This window comes from Chryseobacterium gleum (assembly GCF_900636535.1).
GTDB lineage: Bacteria > Bacteroidota > Bacteroidia > Flavobacteriales > Weeksellaceae > Chryseobacterium > Chryseobacterium gleum.
Genome location: NZ_LR134289.1, coordinates 1,701,210 through 1,720,013, shown reverse-complemented (window position 1 = coordinate 1,720,013; position 18,804 = coordinate 1,701,210). Strand labels below are relative to the sequence as shown.

22 protein-coding genes are annotated in these 18,804 nt (G+C 37.5%); 14 read left to right on the top strand and 8 right to left on the bottom strand.

The window, feature by feature from the left end; all coding sequences use genetic code 11:
- The first annotated feature begins 325 nt into the window (after window positions 1–325).
- From EL165_RS07975 to EL165_RS07960, 4 genes are all read left to right on the top strand, one after another.
- Window positions 326–784 (top strand): hypothetical protein, encoded by a 459-nt coding sequence (locus EL165_RS07975; protein ID WP_002978010.1) that lies wholly within the window; start codon window positions 326–328, stop codon window positions 782–784.
- Between the two features lie 109 nt (window positions 785–893).
- Window positions 894–1,799 carry a helix-turn-helix domain-containing protein gene (locus tag EL165_RS07970; protein ID WP_002978011.1) on the top strand — a complete coding sequence of 302 codons (906 nt, stop codon included), beginning with the start codon at window positions 894–896 and terminating at the stop codon, window positions 1,797–1,799.
- 86 nt (window positions 1,800–1,885) lie between these two features.
- Complete coding sequence (locus tag EL165_RS07965) at window positions 1,886–2,887, top strand: aldo/keto reductase (RefSeq protein WP_002978012.1); 1,002 nt, start codon at window positions 1,886–1,888, stop codon at window positions 2,885–2,887.
- Between the two features lie 83 nt (window positions 2,888–2,970).
- Window positions 2,971–3,963, top strand: coding sequence for an MBL fold metallo-hydrolase (locus EL165_RS07960; protein ID WP_002978013.1), 993 nt, complete (start codon window positions 2,971–2,973; stop codon window positions 3,961–3,963).
- Window positions 3,964–4,298: 335 nt separating this feature from the next.
- On the opposite strand, the gene EL165_RS07955 is transcribed toward EL165_RS07960, so the two are convergent.
- The 7 genes from EL165_RS07955 to EL165_RS07925 form a co-directional block, all read right to left on the bottom strand.
- Complete coding sequence (locus EL165_RS07955; protein WP_002978014.1) at window positions 4,299–4,691, bottom strand: DoxX family protein; 393 nt, start codon at window positions 4,689–4,691, stop codon at window positions 4,299–4,301.
- A gap of 35 nt (window positions 4,692–4,726) precedes the next feature.
- Window positions 4,727–5,500 (bottom strand): DUF1223 domain-containing protein, encoded by a 774-nt coding sequence (locus EL165_RS07950; RefSeq protein ID WP_002978016.1) that lies wholly within the window; start codon window positions 5,498–5,500, stop codon window positions 4,727–4,729.
- Window positions 5,501–5,845: 345 nt separating this feature from the next.
- The gene (locus EL165_RS07945; protein WP_002978018.1) at window positions 5,846–6,610 is read right to left on the bottom strand and encodes a LytR/AlgR family response regulator transcription factor; all 765 of its coding nucleotides are present in this window, start codon (window positions 6,608–6,610) and stop codon (window positions 5,846–5,848) included.
- Window positions 6,591–7,604 carry a sensor histidine kinase gene (locus EL165_RS07940; RefSeq protein ID WP_002978020.1) on the bottom strand — a complete coding sequence of 338 codons (1,014 nt, stop codon included), beginning with the start codon at window positions 7,602–7,604 and terminating at the stop codon, window positions 6,591–6,593. Before EL165_RS07940 ends, EL165_RS07945 begins: the two co-directional genes overlap by 20 nt.
- An 80-nt stretch (window positions 7,605–7,684) precedes the next feature.
- A complete protein-coding gene (locus EL165_RS07935; protein ID WP_002978021.1) occupies window positions 7,685–8,128 on the bottom strand; it encodes a hypothetical protein in 444 nt (147 codons plus the stop codon).
- Window positions 8,125–9,111, bottom strand: coding sequence for a heme-binding domain-containing protein (locus EL165_RS07930; protein ID WP_002978022.1), 987 nt, complete (start codon window positions 9,109–9,111; stop codon window positions 8,125–8,127). The genes EL165_RS07935 and EL165_RS07930 overlap by 4 nt, the downstream gene beginning before the upstream one ends.
- A 171-nt stretch (window positions 9,112–9,282) precedes the next feature.
- On the bottom strand, window positions 9,283–10,029 hold the full coding sequence (locus EL165_RS07925; protein WP_041461427.1) for an SDR family oxidoreductase: 747 nt from the start codon (window positions 10,027–10,029) through the stop codon (window positions 9,283–9,285).
- A 101-nt stretch (window positions 10,030–10,130) separates the two neighbouring features.
- Here EL165_RS07925 and EL165_RS07920 point away from each other — a divergent pair, with 101 nt between their 5' ends.
- Window positions 10,131–10,466, top strand: a complete 336-nt coding sequence (locus EL165_RS07920; RefSeq protein ID WP_041461428.1) for a winged helix-turn-helix transcriptional regulator — start codon at window positions 10,131–10,133, stop codon at window positions 10,464–10,466.
- A gap of 175 nt (window positions 10,467–10,641) precedes the next feature.
- Here EL165_RS07920 and EL165_RS07915 read toward each other — a convergent pair whose 3' ends face one another.
- Entirely contained in the window at window positions 10,642–12,861 is a 2,220-nt protein-coding gene (locus tag EL165_RS07915) for an NADP-dependent isocitrate dehydrogenase (protein WP_002978025.1), read from the bottom strand.
- A 265-nt stretch (window positions 12,862–13,126) separates the two neighbouring features.
- On the opposite strand from EL165_RS07915, the gene tpx reads away from it, so the two are divergent.
- From tpx to EL165_RS07870, 9 genes are all read left to right on the top strand, one after another.
- On the top strand, window positions 13,127–13,627 hold the full coding sequence (tpx, locus tag EL165_RS07910) for a thiol peroxidase (protein ID WP_002978026.1): 501 nt from the start codon (window positions 13,127–13,129) through the stop codon (window positions 13,625–13,627).
- Between the two features lie 78 nt (window positions 13,628–13,705).
- The gene (locus EL165_RS07905; RefSeq protein ID WP_002978027.1) at window positions 13,706–14,053 is read left to right on the top strand and encodes a VOC family protein; all 348 of its coding nucleotides are present in this window, start codon (window positions 13,706–13,708) and stop codon (window positions 14,051–14,053) included.
- A 9-nt stretch (window positions 14,054–14,062) separates the two neighbouring features.
- Window positions 14,063–14,467 (top strand): glyoxalase superfamily protein, encoded by a 405-nt coding sequence (locus tag EL165_RS07900; protein WP_002978028.1) that lies wholly within the window; start codon window positions 14,063–14,065, stop codon window positions 14,465–14,467.
- Window positions 14,468–14,544: 77 nt separating this feature from the next.
- Window positions 14,545–15,756, top strand: a complete 1,212-nt coding sequence (locus tag EL165_RS07895) for a DUF763 domain-containing protein (RefSeq protein WP_002978029.1) — start codon at window positions 14,545–14,547, stop codon at window positions 15,754–15,756.
- Window positions 15,757–16,032: 276 nt separating this feature from the next.
- Complete coding sequence (locus tag EL165_RS07890) at window positions 16,033–16,623, top strand: Crp/Fnr family transcriptional regulator (protein WP_002978030.1); 591 nt, start codon at window positions 16,033–16,035, stop codon at window positions 16,621–16,623.
- A gap of 77 nt (window positions 16,624–16,700) precedes the next feature.
- Window positions 16,701–17,108 (top strand): VOC family protein, encoded by a 408-nt coding sequence (locus EL165_RS07885; RefSeq protein ID WP_002978031.1) that lies wholly within the window; start codon window positions 16,701–16,703, stop codon window positions 17,106–17,108.
- 96 nt (window positions 17,109–17,204) lie between these two features.
- On the top strand, window positions 17,205–17,615 hold the full coding sequence (locus EL165_RS07880) for a VOC family protein (protein ID WP_002978032.1): 411 nt from the start codon (window positions 17,205–17,207) through the stop codon (window positions 17,613–17,615).
- Window positions 17,616–17,646: 31 nt separating this feature from the next.
- Window positions 17,647–18,108: a hypothetical protein gene (locus EL165_RS07875; protein ID WP_002978033.1), complete on the top strand. Its 462-nt coding sequence runs from the start codon at window positions 17,647–17,649 to the stop codon at window positions 18,106–18,108.
- 170 nt (window positions 18,109–18,278) lie between these two features.
- Complete coding sequence (locus EL165_RS07870; protein ID WP_002978034.1) at window positions 18,279–18,803, top strand: hypothetical protein; 525 nt, start codon at window positions 18,279–18,281, stop codon at window positions 18,801–18,803.
- The last annotated feature ends 1 nt before the right edge of the window (window position 18,804 follow it).

Sequence of the window (18,804 nt, the reverse complement as noted above, 5' to 3'; positions counted from 1 at the left end):
TAATTCAATAGGGGTGGGCTTTAGCCCACTTATCAAAAAATTATCATCTACTGGCTTTAGCCAAAAATAAAATAAATACATTTTATAAAGCTTAAGTTTTTATTGATAATTTATTGATTATTAATACGATCGACGTTAATGAAAACCTATTACAATACTATTATAATTTTTAAAACAAATAACATTCAATAATTCTAAAAAAATAAAATATATTTTAAAGATAATCAACTGTTTATGGTTTTTCTTAACAAATATTAGCATTTTCGGTTAAAAATTGGCACTTTAATTGACTATCTCTTCATGATTAATCTAAAAGTGGAGTGAAATGAAAAAATTAATATTAACAGCATTATTGGTTGGGACGTTCAGTTTAAGCTATGCCCAGTCCGATTATTATAATGATTACAGAAGGAGTATTTCAGATATCAACTGGCAGAGAGTGATCACTGATCTTGTACTTTCAACAACACAGGCCAATCAGATCTATGTATTGAATGACAGGTATCGTGATTATGATTCATGGAACAGGGTTTATGTAGTAGAGCCGGGAAGATGGAGAAATGACCGTTATTCTGAACTGGAAAGAATCCTCGGTAGAGAAAAGTATATTATCTTCAAAAAGAAATATTACAGAGGACAAAATCCTGTCATAGTGTACGGAAGAAATAAAAATGATTACAAAAAGTTCCGTAAAGAACAGGAAAAATACTATAAAAATCAGGAGAAGTACTATAAGAAACAGAATAAACATCGTGGTCATGGACACGACGACGATTGGGATTAACAATTATCAACTATATTCACTTACATGGCTGGCATCTTTGTCAGCCATTTTTATGTCCGGTCAGAAATATTTTTACCTTTAATTTGTTTGAATTTTATAATTTTGATATATGGAAACACACGAATCACTTAAGGACTTTTATGAAAGAAATGCTCCCAATCTGGAATCATCATGTATCGGAATCAGTAAAATGGGACATTTCAATGTATTTTCCCGGGAACACTGCTCACTACTGACTCCTTACAGCAGGAGATATTATTACAAAATTTCACTGATTATAGGAAAGGGAAAACTTCATTATGCCGATAAATGGATTAAAGTGGACCGCCCTGCATTACTGTTTTCAAATCCTAATATTCCTTATTCATGGGAGGCTGATGATGCCAATCAGAAAGGCTGGTTCTGTCTGTTTACAGATCAGTTTCTGCATAATGGAAGCCGGATGGGCAATCTTCTGGATTCACCGCTTTTTAAAATTGGAGGAACTCCGATTTTCTTTGTTGATGAAGAACAGCAGAAAACACTTTCGGATATGTATACAAAAATGATGACTGAAATTCAGTCGGAATATATTCATAAATACGATATGCTGAGGGCTTATCTTCATCTGATGATCCATGAAACCATCAGAATGCAGCCGGCAGAAAGTTTTGAGCCTTATCAGAATGCCTCACAAAGAGTAGCATCATTGTTTATGGAATTGCTGGAAAGACAATTTCCGATTGACAGTCCTGCTGCCTGTTTAAAGTTAAAAACTCCCAATGATTATGCGCAGAGCCTTTCCATACATGTGAATTCATTAAACCGCTCTGTAAAAGAGATTACAGGGAAAACAACCAGCCAGCAGATCACCGCAAAGATTATTCAGGAAGCCCAAGCTTTGCTCACCCATACAGACTGGAACATCTCTGAAATAGCTTACGGTCTGGGCTTTGAAGAGCCTGCTTACTTTACCAATTATTTTAAAAAACAAACAGGAATTACCCCAAATGCTTTAAGAATGAACCTTGTTTGAATTTTATAATTCTTGGTTTGAATTCTATATAACAGTTGATCTTTCCATATTCTAATTTTGTCTTGTAAAATTAAATCATACCTATCATGAAATTTAAAAAATTAGGAAACACAGAAGAACAGTTATCAGCAATCGGTTTAGGATGCATGGGGATGAGTTTTGCTTATGGTCCTACCGACGAGCAGGAAAGTATCAATACCTTACACAGAGCGTTGGATTTGGGCGTTAACTTTTGGGATACAGCAGATATGTATGCCAATGGAGAAAACGAAAAACTGATCTCTAAGGTTTTGGTTCCAAACAGAGATAAAATTTTTATTGCTACCAAATTCGGATTCAGATTTAAAGACGGTAAAGCAAGCCACAGCGGAGCTCCGGGAACTTATTTCGACGGTTCTCCGGAATGGATCAGACAGGCTGTAGATTTAAGTCTTCAAAGATTAAAAATCGATACTATTGATCTGTATTACGCCCACAGAGTAGATCCAAATGTTCCTGTAGAAGAAACAGTAGGGGCAATGGCAGAATTGGTAAAGGCAGGAAAAGTGAAATATCTAGGATTGTCAGAAGCTTCGGCAGAATCTATCAGAAAAGCCAATAAAATCCACCCGATTGCAGCTTTACAGTCTGAATATTCAATTTTAACCAAAGATATTGAAAAAGAAATTCTTCCAACCATCAGAGAACTGGGGATTTCTCTGGTTCCTTATTCACCGTTGGCAAGAGGGCTCTTCACCAATATCTATGATGCACAAAATCTGGGTGATGACGATTTCAGAAAATCATTACCGCGTTATCAGCAGGAATATCTTGAAAATAACACAAAGCTGGCTAACGAAATCAACGAATTTGCAGCTTCCAAAGGAGTGAAAGGAACCCAGCTTGCGCTAGCTTGGGTATTGAACCAGGGAGATGATATCATTCCGATTCCGGGTACAAAGCGAATCAAATATCTTGAAGAAAATATTGCAGCTGTCAATATAGAACTTTCCCAGTCGGATCTGGATACCATAGATGCCATCCTGAAAAAATATCCTAATGTAGGAGAAAGATACAATGAAGGTTCTATGAAATTGGTAAACAACTAAAAACTATTTTATATAAAAACTGAGTTTCTTCTTATGAAAGAAACTCAGTTTTTCATTTATATTTTAATGAAAAGAACCCGACTATGAACAGAAGAGAATTATTAAAGAACGGATTATTGGCAGGAACATTAAGTATGATTCCTTTTTCCGGTTTAATGGCAGAACATAGATCCATTTCGGTAAAAACAGGGGATGATCTTTCCGGATTTAAAAAACTGAAGCTTGGTGAGCTTGAACTATTTATTCTCACAGACGGATATATTCATGAAGAAAACCTGAATTCATTTGCACCAAGAGGCACCGTTTCAGAATTAAAATCAATTCTTAGAGATAATTTCAGACCAGAGGATTATATTGATCTTGCGATGAATATTCTACTGGTTAAAACAAAGAATAAGCTCATTCTACTAGATACCGGAATGGGAATTTTTGCTGATGAAAGAACAGGATTTCTGTTAAAAAGCCTTCAGAAAGCTGGTTTTACTCCCAAAGATATTACTGACGTTTTTATTTCACATGCCCATCCCGATCATATTGGTGGAGTGATAGATAAAAAAAATCAGCTTATTTTTCCTGATGCAAATATTTTCATCTCCAAAACAGAACATGACTTCTGGATGCAGGCTTCCATGAAAGACTTTAACAACAGTGCTCTGAAAACACAGCCTGAATTCCTCAATCAATTTATCCCGGCCGTCCGGAATATTCTGAAAACGATTAAGCCCAAACTGAAGTTTTATGATTTTAATAATCCCTTGTATGATTATTTTAATTTTCAATTAGCACCTGGTCACACCCCAGGTTTAGCGGTTACAACCATCTCATCTGGAAATGAAAAACTGATCTATATCGCAGATCTGATTCATTCCGATGTAGTCCTTTTTCCGCATCCTGAATGGGGATATTTTGGTGATACGGATCTTGATATCGCGATTGCATCAAGAAAAAAACTGCTGAAACAAATGGCAGATACCAGAATCAGAGCATTTGCTTACCACTTGCCATGGCCAGGTTTGGGTTACACAAAAGAAAAGGCTGCTGGTTTTGAATGGTTCCCGGAGAGTTTTATGAGTTAGAGAGCAGAGGCAGATGATAGGTAACAGGTAGTAGATGATAGCTGTAGAATTAAGGATATGGGGTTGTTGTCACTTAATCAGTGAACAGGTACTCAGTATTCCCCTCCTTTGGAGGGGTGGCAAAAATTGAAAGAATTTTTGACGGGGTGGTTAATATAAACGGGTTACTATACAAGATATTTCAATCAATAGCAGAGGACTTTAGTCCGCTTTCAGGAACAGTAATTATCCATCCGGCTTCAGCCAGAACTTATTGATCCAAACTTTAATGATATAAAACAACAGCACCTCCCGGGAAACGGGAGGTGCTGTTTTGAACATAAGAAAAATTTAAATTATGCTTCTCCAAATACCAGCTCAGGAGAATACAGTTTCCTGAACATCAGATAAGTCATCGTAAGTATGGAAAAAGCAACTATTGCGTCCACCGTAGCCGGAAAACCAAGCACGGCAATTTTTGAAAAGAAAGCAAAGAGAATATCAAAGAACATTCCGGCAAATACCCATTCTTTCAACCTCAATAATCTGTTGGGAAGCAGAAGAACGAGAACTCCTGAAATTTTAAAAACACCCAGGATATAGATAAAATGAGGTGGATAGCCTAATTGCTGTGTGATGTCCCATACTACCGGATTTTTTGTAAGTTCAAAGAACCCGCTGGCTCCAAACCATAGTGACATAAAAATAGCTCCGGCCCAATAGATGATTTTTGTAGTTTTTGTTTTCATTGCTGTATATTTTAGTTGTTATTATGTAGTAGAAATTATTTAAAAGATGTTTTTGCTGATCCCGAGATTTCTCCGGTTTTGACATTCTGAATAAAAGCTATCACTTCCCATTTTTCAGGAGAAAAACCTTCAGGAATTCTGAATGTTGTTGTTCCTTCCTGCTTATTCAATGAGATCTGATTTTGTTTATGAACGATTTGCCAGTGATGCAGATGACGCCCTTCGTTTTCACCTTTACCAACCTGGGTAGAGGAATGTTTTTCAACAAGATTAACGAGAAGAACACTATGAGAATCTGAGGCTGAAGTTTTATATTGAACATCAATTGTACTGCCGGAAATATTTGCCGATAGTGCCACATCTGTTTTTTTAGAAACAAGCAGAGCTTTCTGAATGGAATTTTTAATATGATCCTCATCAGAGCCTACAAATTCCGTTTTTCCATTAATTATCAGTTGTGGAGTATACACCTGTGAATTCAAAATACGGCTGTACTGCTGTTGGCGCTGCGAATTTTCTGCAGTACTGAACCGATCTTTCCATCCAAGACGATTCCAGTAATCAACGTGGTAAGAGAGAAGATAAACAGGCTCTCCTTTATATTCTTTTTCAATTTTTCCCATGAGTTCATCTGCAGGTGGACAGCTTGAACAGCCTTCTGAAGTAAAAAGTTCCAAAACAGCGAAACCATTGGTTTCAGAGGCTGGATGTTGTACTGTCTTTTGATCTTTATTTTGATGAATAAATGCTGAAGTAGCAAATAACACTGCGGTAAAAGCGCTTACTGTGATTAAGTTTTTTAGTATCATGTCTTTTAATTTGATTCAAAAGTAGATACCTGATAAAGGCAAAAGAATACAAAACAGGTTCAACCGGACAAATCAAAAGGTGAACCCGGAAATTGTGAGGGGAAGTAGTTTAAAGCTGGAAGCAGGAAGTTGGAAGCGGGAAGTTTCTGGAGTACCAAAAGAAGAAAGTTTGTCTTTTAAATATTAAATAGAAGCAGGAAAGAGCTTAAGAAATTAAAACAGATCAGATAAAAGCAAAAGAAAAGCCCGATCATATCAATCAGAGTTATAATGTATTTCAAAAGAGTTCTATATCTCAGAATGACTGCAAGTACTTCCAGCTTAGCTTCAGATTTGCTTACTCCTTTACCTGTCCTCAAGCCAGGTAAAGAAACTATGCGTTTTTTCTTTATTGATCAAAAGCTTTTCAGGCGTTTCAACAGTAAGTTTTACAAGGATTTTACGTTGGAAATAATGTTCCATTTCCTTAATGGCTTTGAAATTAACAAGATACTGTCTGTTTACCCTGAAAAATTGCTTGTCTGAAACCTGTTCCGCTACCTGCCCAAGCGGCTGTGAAAGGGGAAACTGTTCTTTGGCAAATGTCACCAGATGCGTGATTTCATTGTGGATATAAAAATAGGCAATATCTTCAGTAGGTATGGTAGTATATTTTTGATTTTTAAAAACCAGGAAACTACTCTTACCGGCAGCAGCAGGCTGGCTGATTTTTTGTATCAGTGATTCCAGATCCGGAAGTTCATTTTTCTGGAAGAATTTTTTCAGTTCATCCACTTTTCTCAGTGCTTCAGCAATATCTTCTTTTGAAAAAGGTTTTAAAACATAGTCAACTCCTTTACTTTTAAAGGCATCCAGCATGTACTGGTCAAAGGCTGTACAGAAAACTACAGGGCAAGTGATCTCCACCGATTTGAAAATCTCGAAGGAAAGTCCGTCAGAAAGATGGATATCCATAAAGATAAGATCAGGTTTGATATCTTTTAAGCCTTCAATACTTGTTTCAATACTGTCGTAAACGCCAAGGATTTTCGAATCCGGTTTTAAGTCTGAGAGTAAATTCTGCAGGGATTTTGCAGCCCTGAATTCATCTTCAATAATGATTATATTCATGGATTAATGGTAGTTTTATCTGGAAAGTTTTTTCATCTGAATGAATGATGATATCCTTTTCCAATAAGTGTTTGTAACGCATTTTAATATTATCAAGCCCGACTCCCAGCGAATCTTCTGCATTCATTTTACGCTGGATGGGATTTTCAATGACAATATGGTTATCGTTGTTATAGATTTTAATATGCAAAGGTTTGCTTTGTGAAACAATATTGTGCTTGATGCAGTTCTCCACCAGAAGCTGAAGCGTGAAAGGCGGAATAAGGGTAGCATTGATTTCTTTTCCAAGTTCGTTGGTGAACTTAATTCCTTCCCCAAAACGTGCTTTCTGAAGAAAAAGATAAGCGTCTACTATTTTCATTTCTTCCTGAACGCTGATCAGATCCAGTTTTCTGCTTTCCAGCGTAAACCGGTAAAAATCTGAAAGCTTTACAATAAAATCAACCGTCTCTTCGTCATGGGTTTCTGCCATCAATTTTAAGGTATTCAAGCTGTTGAAAAGAAAATGCGGATTGATCTGCTGTTTTAATAATTCATACTGGGCTCCAAGATTATCACTCTTTACCTTTTCCAGCTCAAGTTGTATCTGCTGCCCGGTATAATTGTTCTGAAGCAGCGTAAGAAACATATAGCATACCAGATTGATCAGAATTCCCCTTACTTCCACCATCAGCATCACCGGTCCGAAATTAATATGGGAAAGAATCAGCTGCTGGATCCATGCCAGCCCAAACATGATCACCATCCCGAAAGCCAGTACCACCATCAATCTGGAATAGGAGATATGCTGCCTGCGTTTTCCTGTACGGTTCAGCATATAGATATTGATATACCACATGATAATGGAAAAAGCTGCTGTAATCGCCGAATTTACGACTGCCTCTTTCCAGTTGAACTCATGAGAGGCCAGCTGAGGTACAGAAGATAAAACACCCAGGAAAACAGAGCTTATCCAGATAATGGCTGGTGAGATTTTTATTTTTTGCTGTTGCATGAAATCTGCTGATTTGAAAAGGTTAAATTAATGCTTTTTATTTAAAATATTATGATAAATAGTAAAACGGGCGATTTTTATTAAGGTCTGCTTAGGGGGCTGTAACTCATGAAATACTGTATTCTTTCTTCCTTATTTGAGAAAGTATTCTTAGGCTGATCATTTTTAAGATCATAAGAGATATTTCCGGCATTGTCTGCCTGAACGGTTTCGACACTTACCAGTTCTCCGGTGATAGTTCCACCGATATATTGGGGATTGTCGTGATATTTCCAGGTAACCAGTTTCATAACAGCACCTGCTTCTGGTGTCCGGCTTTTCTTCGACAAAGATTCCAGTGCTTTTTCATTTCCATATAGGGCAGACATAGTTTCTTTCTTGGGATTTAAAGAATTGGAGATCAATTTGAGAGAACCCGGATCAAAAACAACTCTGACAAGTCCGTTATTTGGATCATTATTTTCTTTGCTGCACGCGGTAAGGGAAATAAGGCTTACCCATAAAATCAGGATTGTATTTTTCATTTTTTCTGTAAATTTTGAATTAGTCTTTGCGTATTTACTTTCATCGGAACATCAAACAGGTAACCTGTTTTTTCTGCTAATTGTCTGTGACAGGCAATGCAGGATTCTTTGGCAAAAGATGCTGTTTTTCCCGTTGGGTGAAGGTCATCTCCAGAGAATTTTGCAAATCCCCAGCCTTCCGTATCTTTATATTGTCTGGAATCTTTTACCATAAACTGCGCATTGATAAATTTTCCGGGTCTGATTTCTCCATCAGGAAGCTCTTCCTGTTTCCATACAGATTTTACAACAATACTTCCGTCCGGCCATGGGTGAAAATTTTCTGTTTCCACCGCTTTTACTGCGATATCATTTCCATAGATCACACGGATGGAATGATCAAACAGCGTACTCATACTGATCACTTTCCAGTTTTTAAAATCAGGTGTGTATCGAACTCCATTGGGAGAAACCGGAAATTTTGTTGATGCCGAGATGGATGTGCTGCTGGATGTTGCTGCAGGCACTTCACTCTTTTTAGGCGCTGGCGGGTTTACTGAAGATAAAGAAAGCGTATATTTTTTAATGGTTTCAATATCTTTCTCTGTAATCTTAGCTGAAGGATGCAGAAGAGTATATTCATGGAGAGGCATTTTACCACTTTGCATCATATTGAGAATAGCATACATTTTGCCCTGATGTTCTGCAGGAGATAACTTTTCCCATTCTGAGAAGTTCAGGACTTCTCTGGCTCTTTTGATATCTTTGTTTACAGCCCAGGAAACAGGAGCAAGCTTATCATACCAGCTTAGATTCTGCTGATTGGAATGACAGTTGAAACATGAGTTTTCAAGAATACTGATCACCTCCTTTGGGGCTTCTATTTTTCCTGTGACCGGCTTTCCTTCCAGTGGTTTACTGAATAGCTGAAGTCCTCCGAAGATTCCTAATATTGCCAGAAATACGATAGCAATGGGATTTCTCTTTTTCTTTGCGGTATCCATAATGTGTATTGTTTTTATTTTCTGATTCAAAAGTAGGCGGGTAATACATGTTGTGAAACGGAAAACAAACTGAGTTGGACAAATCAAAGGATGAATCCTGAATTTTTAACTCCGAAAATCACATGAAAAATCCCGGTAATACAATTACCGGGATTTGCTTAAATCTGTTTATTATAATGTCATACCGCCATCAATCACAATTTCGGTGCCGGTAACATAGCTTGAAATCTGATCATCTGATAAATAGGTCACAAGTTTTGCAACTTCTTCAGCAGTTCCTGTTTTTTTCAACGGAATCTGTTCTATGAGATGGGTTTGAATATTTTTCAAAGTCTCTTCATCCAGCCCGGCTTTACTCATAATTTCTGTTTTAATAGGACCGGGGCTGATCATATTCACCCTTATTTTTCTTGGAGCTAATTCTGCAGCTGCCGTTTTGGCAATTGAGTTCAGTGCCGCCTTACTTGCCTGATAGGCGGAACTGTTAGGTTTATAGGTAGAAGCGACAATAGAAGATAAAAAGATGACCGAAGCACCATCATTTAATATTGGAATGAATTTGCTTAATGTAAAGTAAGCTCCTCTGAAGTTGATATTCATGACCTGATCAAAATTTTCGACATCCATATTTTCAATCGGAGTCAATGTACCTGTAATTCCTGCATTGATAAACAGGATATCTATTTTCCCGAATTGTGTTTCAATTTCTTCTTTTAAAAGATCAATATCATTGAGGTTTGCCTGATCTGCGATAAATGGAATGGCACCAAGTTCCTGAGCCGCTTTTTCTACAGCCTCTTTGCGCCTTCCGGTGATGATGACAGTTGCTCCTTCTGAAATAAGTTCTTTTGCTGCAGAGAATCCGATCCCGCTGTTTCCTCCTGTTACGACAGCCAGTTTGTTACTGAATTTTTTCATTGTAAATTTTTTTGTCAAAGTTATTTCAAAATGGTATACTTTTGTAACCAGTATCACAGAGTATATCGGTATCATTCATGATATCACTTAACTTTGCAACTATGGAAAGAAACCAAAACGAAGAACTAAGAGCGCTACAGGATACGCTTTATTTTATCGGTGGAAAATGGAGAATTCCTGTGATTAATTCTATCTGTAACGGAAACAGACGCTTCAGGGAAATTGAACGCAGTATTCCCGGAATTACCACCAGAATGCTTTCTAAAGAACTGAAAGATATGGAACTGAATAAACTGGTAAAACGTACCGTTTACCCGGAAACTCCTGTTTTAATAGAATACGAACCTACAGAATACTGCCGAACCTTTGGAAATATCATTCAGGAAATGATCAACTGGGGCAGGGAGCATAGGAGAGTGATTGTGGAAGATAGGTGAAAGGTGACAGAGGTTAGGTTACAGGGATTAGGAGCGAGCCGACCGTTGATGAATAAATATGTGCTCAATATTCCGCTCCTCTAGAAAGGTGGCAAAAATTCAAAGAATTTTGACGGGGTGGTTAAATAAAAAAAGCCCCTTAAAAAAGGAGCTTCTTATTTATATCAGAACGAAATTAGATTCCGTCAATGATTTCATTTAAAACAGTGCTAGGTCTCATGGCTGCGTACGTTTTATATGTATCAGTTTTGTAGTAACCTTCAATGTTCTGAGGTTTACCCTGAGCACCAATTAATTCAGCATTGATTACTTCTTCGTTTTCCTGCATTGCCTGTGCCACCGGAGCAAACTGGGCAGCAAGTTCAGCATCAGCAGTCTGGTTAGCTAAGGCTTCAGCCCAATACATTGCTAAATAGAAGTGAGAACCTCTGTTATCAATTTGACCTACTTTTCTTGCAGGAGATTTGTCTGTCGCTAAGAATTTAGCATTTGCTTCATCCAATGCATCAGCTAAAACCTGAGATTTTGTATTCCCCTGAGTTTGTGCCAAATGCTCTAAAGAAGCCTGAAGTGCTAAGAATTCACCCAAAGAATCCCATCTTAAATATCCTTCTTCTAAGAATTGCTCAACGTGTTTTGGAGCAGAACCTCCGGCACCTGTTTCGAATAAACCACCACCATTCATCAACGGAACAATAGAAAGCATTTTAGCAGAAGTACCAAGCTCAAGGATTGGGAAAAGGTCTGTTAAATAATCTCTCAATACGTTTCCTGAAACGGAGATGGTATCTTTACCTTCTCTTGCTCTCTTCAATGTTTCAGTCATGGCATCTTTTACATCAAGAATTCTGATATCAAGACCTGTTGTATCGTAATCAGCAAGGTATTTTTCTACTTTTTTGATGATTTCTCTGTCGTGAGCTCTTCCTTTGTCTAACCAGAAGATAGCAGGAGTATCAGATAATCTTGATCGGTTAACTGCTAATTTTACCCAGTCCTGAATAGGAGCATCTTTAGTCTGGCACATTCTGAAGATATCATCTTTTTCTACTTTCTGAGAAAGAAGAACGTTTCCGGCTTCGTCCTGAACTTCTACAGTTCCGTCAGCAGATAATTGGAAAGTCTTATCGTGAGAACCGTATTCTTCAGCTTTCTGAGCCATTAAACCTACGTTCGGAACAGATCCCATTGTGGTAGGGTCCAGTTTTCCGTGTGCTTTCATATCATCAATGACAGACTGATAGAAACCTGCATAAGAACGGTCTGGAATGATACAAACTGTATCCTCCTCATTTCCGTCTTTGTTCCACATTTTACCTCCTCCTCTTACAAGAGCAGCCATAGAGGCATCAACGATGATATCAGAAGGTACGTGAAAGTTGGTAATTCCTTTGTCAGAGTTTACCATTGCCACTCTTGGTCCTTCAGCCAGCGCTTTTTCGATATCAGCTTTAATGTCAGCTTCCTGAGCATTTCCTTTGATTTTTTCGAAAAGATCGGCAAGACCGTTATTTGGATTAATATCTAAAGATTTGAATGTCTCAGCATATTTAGTGAATACTTCTTTGAAGAAAGTCTCAACAATAGCCCCGAAAATAATCGGGTCAGAGATTTTCATCATAGTAGCTTTAAGGTGAGCAGAAAGAAGAACGTTTCTTTTTTTAGCTTCTTCGATAGCCTCCTGAACAAATGCTTTTAAAGCTTTTAAGTTCATTACAGAAGAATCAATTACCTCTCCAGCCTGAAGACCTGCGAAGTCTTTTAGTACAGATTCAGAACCGTCATTTCCTTTGAATACAATTCTGTATTTTGTAGCGTTTTCTACTGTTGTAGAAGTTTCTGTACCGTAGAAATCACCATTGTTCATGTGAGCTACGTCAGTTTTGCTGTCAGATGCCCAGTCACCCATTCTGTGAGGGTTTGCTTTAGCATAGTTTTTAACAGCTTTCGGAGCACGTCTGTCAGAGTTTCCTTCTCTTAATACAGGGTTTACAGCACTTCCCAATACTTTGGCATATTTAGCTTTGATCGCTTTTTCTTCGTCATTTTTAGGCTCTGCAGGATAGTTGGGAACTGCGAAACCTTTACCTTGCAATTCAGCGATTGCTGCATCCAATTGAGGCACAGAAGCAGAAATGTTAGGTAACTTAATGATGTTGGCTTCAGGTTTTGTTGCCAGTTCTCCAAGTTCTGCCAAAGCATCACCGATTTTCTGGTCGTCTTTCAAAAACTCAGGGAAGTTGGCCAGGATTCTACCTGCCAAAGAAATGTCCGGTACTGCGATTTCGATATCTGCTGATTTTGTGAAAGCTTTTACGATAGGTAAAAACGAGTGAGTAGCCAGCATTGGAGCTTCATCAGTAAGTGTGTAATAGATTTTTGATTTTTCTGACATTATACTGTTATTTTTTATTTGAAATTTTAAGTCCCACAAATTTAGTAAATATCATTGTTTTATTTGGGATATTTCCATAAAAAAAGAGACTATACCTCTTTAATTTTACATTGATGTAATTGTATGGCTTATAAACCAATTTCTGTTTGAAAAATGATTATTGGATAAAAGAAAAGGTATTTTGACTTTAAGATTAATTTAACCTTAATAAAACAGGAAAAATTTTCTTTTTTGATTACATTTGAAGAACTAAAAAATAAATATTATGTCAACGACAATTACTTTAAAAGGAAACGAAGTACACACAATAGGAACATTACCAGCTGTAGGAACCACTGTAAAAGATTTTGCACTGGTAGACTCAGGATTAAATGTAAAAACCCTTGAAACTTTTGCAGGAAAGAAAAAAGTATTCAATATTTTCCCTAGCATTGATACTCCTACCTGTGCAGCTTCTTCCAGAAAATTCAATGAAGAAGCTTCAAAACTTGATAATACAGTGATCATCAATGTTTCAAAAGACCTTCCGTTCGCATTGGGAAGATTCTGTGCAGCAGAAGGATTGAATAACGTAGAAACACTTTCCGATTTCAGAAGCAGCTTCGGAGATGATTATGAAGTAACCATTGCAGATTCTCCTATGAAGGGATTGTTAAGCCGTGCAGTGATTGTTACAGACGAAAACAACAAAGTAGTATATACGGAGCAGGTTCCGGAAATTGCCAACGAACCTAATTACGATGCAGCTCTTGCAGCATTGAAATAATAAAAATAATTTTTGTAGAAAAGCCTTGTGAATTTAATTTTTACAAGGCTTTTTTTGAATAAATAAAACAGCGCAAAAATGGTAAAAAGAATTGTAGCCAATATTAAAACAGATGATCTTTCTAAAGCAGAACAATTTTATCAGGACATTCTTGAGCTGGATATTCTGATGGATCACGGCTGGATTAAAACACTGGGAAATGATGAAGAGGCAAAGGTCCAGATCAGCTTTGCAGAACAGGGCGGAAATGGTACTGAAGTTCCGGACCTTTCCATTGAAGTGGATAACGTGGATGAAATCTATGATAAAATGAAAAAAGCCGGCTTTGAAATCATTTACGGACTTACTGATGAAGAATGGGGAGTCCGCAGGTTTTTCGTTAAAGATCCTTTTCAAAAGCTGATCAATATTCTGTCTCACCAATAAAAAAGTATCATGAAAGCAGATCGTATCATTCCTATCTTAAGAATTTTTGATTATCAGAAGACTAAAGAATTTTATGTAGACTGGCTGGGCTTCGAGATTGTCTGGGAGCACTATTTTGACGAAAATACTCCTGTTTATATGGAAGTAAAAAGAGAAAATATTATTTTCCATCTGAGCGAACATCATGGAGACGGAACACCCGGAACAAGGGTTGCCGTCTGGGGGGAAGGCGTTCCTCAATATCATAGAGAGTTAATTGACAAAAAGTATAAATATAACCGCCCCGGACTGGAAAAAACATTCTATGGCGCTGTATCCTTCACCGTAATTGATCCTTTCGGGAATAAAATTACATTTGAAGAAGAATATGATGAAGCAAAACATAAAGACCTTGAATTTTTCTCCATTCATTAATTTTAAAGCAGAATAAATCTTACCGAATGTTGATTACAGTCAATGAAAATCCGGAAAATTAAAGCTAATTTTGTAGAATGAAACGTTCAGGAACCGCAGATTTACCCCTTCACTATGGCAAAGTACCGCCATGGTTGTATGAACGTATGTCCGTGCTGGGGCTTTCCATTATCGAAGTAATTCTCATGGATTATGGTAAAGATGAGGTATTGCGAAGGCTGGCAGATCCGTTCTGGTTTCAGAGTTTTGGAGCTGTAATGGGAATGGACTGGCATTCTTCAGGAATTACCACTTCCGTAATGGGAGCATTGAAACGTTCTATTAATCCCAATTCACAATCTTTGGGGCTTTATATCTGTGGCGGAAAAGGAAAGTTTTCGAGAGAAACACCATCGGAACTGATTAAAATTGCAGATAAAACCGGATTGAACGGAACAGACCTGGTAAGAGCCAGCAAACTTTCTGCAAAAGTAGATAATACGGCCATCCAGGATGGTTACCAATTGTATCTTCATAATTTTATTCTCTCAGATAATGGAAATTGGAGTGTTATTCAGCAGGGAATGCATGAATCGGACGGAACAGCAAGACGGTATCACTGGCATTCCCAAAATCTTACCTCATTTGTGGAAAATCCTCATACGGGAATCAACGGAATTTCAAGAGGAAGAATACTGAATCTTACCGATGCAGAAGCTTCAGAAAACAGAAAAGGAATCCTGGATATTTCCCATACCGATTCAACAGAAGTAATGAAGGATTTTGCAAGATTGATTCTTCCTGCCCATCACGATGTTCAGGCTTCTGATGTAGACCTGAAGCGTTTGGGAGCACTTCTGTATGTAACCCGTGAGCAGCAGCCTCAGAATTTTGAGGATTTACTGATGCTGGAAGGTGTAGGTCCAAGAACCATGCAATCGTTGGCTCTGGTAAGTGAAGTGATTCACGGGGCGCCGTCAAGATTTGCAGATCCGGCAAGGTTTTCCTTTGCTCATGGAGGTAAAGACGGACATCCTTTCCCTGTTCCCATCAATACTTATGATGAAAGTATCAGCATTATCAGAAAAGGGATTGAAAAATCCAGACTGGGAAATTCTGATAAACTGAATTCCTTAAATAAGCTGCATCAGATCGTGACCAAGGCAGAAAAAGACTTCACCCCGGATTTTGACATTCAGCAGGTGATTGAAGAAGAAAGACAAAACTCCTGGCGTTTTGGCGGGAAAACGGTATTCGGTGATGCACAGAAACCAAACCCTCCCAAACCCATACAGCTTTCCCTGTTTTAAAAAAAAATTTCCTGTAAAAGCTTACAATTACTGTATCGGCAGATAGTCATTCCCAACCTCCGGAGTGGGGGGCGAAAATTCAAAGAATTTTTGACGGGGTGGTTAAAATAGTTTGTTTTTTAAATGTCTGTTTAAAAAATATTATCCTTACAAATATCTTTTATTTCAGATTGATATCTGCTTTTTTATAAAAGGTTTATATGCTTTGTTTAATATTTTTTCTTTTTAATTCAATTAAAAATTTTATTTTTAAAGACTTAAAAAAATTGACACCAAATGACCAATAAAGCCTTAGAAATCTGCTATGATTTTCCCTTCTTTTTCCGTGAAGAACTTGACGAAATATTTAAGGCTCATGAAAAAACATCTTTTCAGAAAGGAGATTTCATCCTTGAAGAAGGAAAAACAGCCAATGAATACTATATCCTTGAGAGTGGACTTGCCCGTTCATATGTCAATGACTTCAACGGAAATGAAGTAACCACCCATTTTTTTACGGAGAATGAAGTGATTATTGAGGTTTTGTCCATGTTTCAAAGAATACCTTCTCAGGAAAATATCGTTTGTATTACAGACTGTGAATGCTGGAAGCTGGATTATGACACCTTTCAGGAACTTTTCCATAAAATTCCAAACCTCAGAGAGTGGGGAAGATCATGGATGTCCCAGGAACTTTTTGCCTACAAACAAAGATCTGTAGAAATGTTTACCCTTTCGGCAACCAAAAGATACCTTAATCTTCTGGAGCAGAAATCCAAAGTCATCCAGTTTGCTCCTTTAAAACAGATTGCCTCCTATCTCGGAGTTACAGACACCTCTCTGAGCCGTATCCGTAAAGAAATCGTTTCCCATCCCAAGAAAATTTAAATCTTGCCCTATGACAAGTTGATTTTCATTGCACCTTGGTAATTTTGGATAACAGTTTAACACTAAAATTACAGAAAATGAAAGTCAATCAGATTTATGTGAACCTTCCGGTAAAAGATGTACAGAAAACAAAAGAATTCTGGACCAGAGTAGGTTTTTCAATTAATGAACAGTTCTCGGACGAGAAGGCAGCCTGTGTTGCTTTGAATGATACCATCTATGTTATGTTTCTGCAGGAAGATTATTTTATGTCTTTCACCAATAAGCCCGTTGCCAAAGAAAATACCAGCCAGGTTCTTGTGGCAGTAGGATTAAACAGTCGGGAAGAAGTAGATAAAGTAGTGAATACAGCCGTAGAAAACGGAGCATGGCAACATGAGGAACCTCAGGATTACGGATGGATGTATCAGAATTCCTTCTGGGATCCGGACGGGCACGGCTGGAATATCACTTTTGCTGATCTGTCTAAGATGCCAACAGCATAATTCAATCCGGATACAAAATAAATCTTGCCCTATGGCAAGCACTTTCTTAGTATATCCTGATAATTTTGAAGCATAATCACCACTAAATTTATAAAAATGAAAATCAATGAAATTTACGTCAACTTACCGATAAAAGACGTTCAAAAAACCAGAGAGTTCTGGACGAAGCTGGGGTTTTCTATCAATGAGCAGTTTTCAGATGAGAAGGCGATTTGTGTAATCATGAAAGAAAATCACATTTATGCAATGTTTCTCAAAGAAGAGTTCTTCCAAACCTTTACCAACAGGCCTTTTGCGAAAGGAGATACAACACAGGTACTTCTTGCCATAGGAGTCAATAGCCGTGATGAAGTGGATAACATGGTAAAAACAGCTGTAGAAAACGGAGGTTCAAAATACAGCGAGCCTATGGACCACGGATGGATGTACCAAAGCAGTTTTGCAGACCTTAACGGCCATCAGTGGGAAGTAATGCATGCAGATGTTTCTCAATTACCGTCCGAATAATTGCTGTCTTCCAAGATCAAATAACAGTCACATGGAAACACAATCAAACGATATAGAAATCATAAAAAATCAGGTAGTCAGTAACTATTACGTGATGACTATGAATATGGACGGTATTACCCATGAAGAATCGATGATTTTTCCCAATGGTGAAGCCAATTGTATGAACTGGATTCTTGGACATCTGATCTACATCAGAAACCCTTTACTGAATATTTTAGGAGAAGATTCTGTGTGGGATAATGAAAAATTTTCTTTCTACAACAGAGGCGAAATTGCTTTGGATCACAAAGATAAATTGATCAGTTTCGAAGAATTAAAATCTTATTTAAAACAATCTCAGGACAAACTGGAAGCAAAACTCAACACGCTTGAAGGTTTTAAACCTGAAACGGTTAAAGATATCTCAACCCTTAGTCTCCATGAAATTTACCACAGTGGGCAGTTGGGCTATCTCAGACGAATTTTAGGAAAACCAGGCGCAATAAAATAGATTTCTTGCTCTGCTCGGAATAAAATAAACAGCATTAAAATATTCATTAAAGAGCAAAATTTTATCGAAGATAAAATCTTTGCGCCCTAAAAACGCACAGTTTTTACAATACTTAGCGCCTTTGTGTTTATCCCAATTCTATAATTTCTAACTTCTAATATCAAATTAAAATGGACACCCCAAAATCAAAAAAAATAGAAGTCATTATTCCGGCTTACAGAATGCATTCTCAAAGCTTTATGAACGTTTTGGACGGCATTTCGGAAGAAGACGCTTTGAAAAGAATTGAAAATAAAACCAACCATATTGTATGGATGGCAGGAAACTTTATCAATATGCGCTACGGTTTGGGCGCTGTATTGGGAATTCAGGAACAGGATCCTTATAATGACCTGTTTTTTCAGGGAAAAGCACTCGATGAAAGTTTTAAATATCCGACTTTGGCTGAATTGAAGGAGAATTTCCATGCCATTTCTCCTAAGGTATACCAGAAACTGCATGAGGTGACCGACGAAGAACTTGACGAAATATTTGAAATAGGAATGAATATCCCTTTCATCAAAGAAACAAAGCTCAACTTTGCAGGCATGTGTATCGGTCGTGAAGATTACTTATGCGGACAGATAGGCTTAATGCGCAGGATATTAAATTATCCGGGAATGAAATATGATGTTGACGAAAACCTTACATATTAGC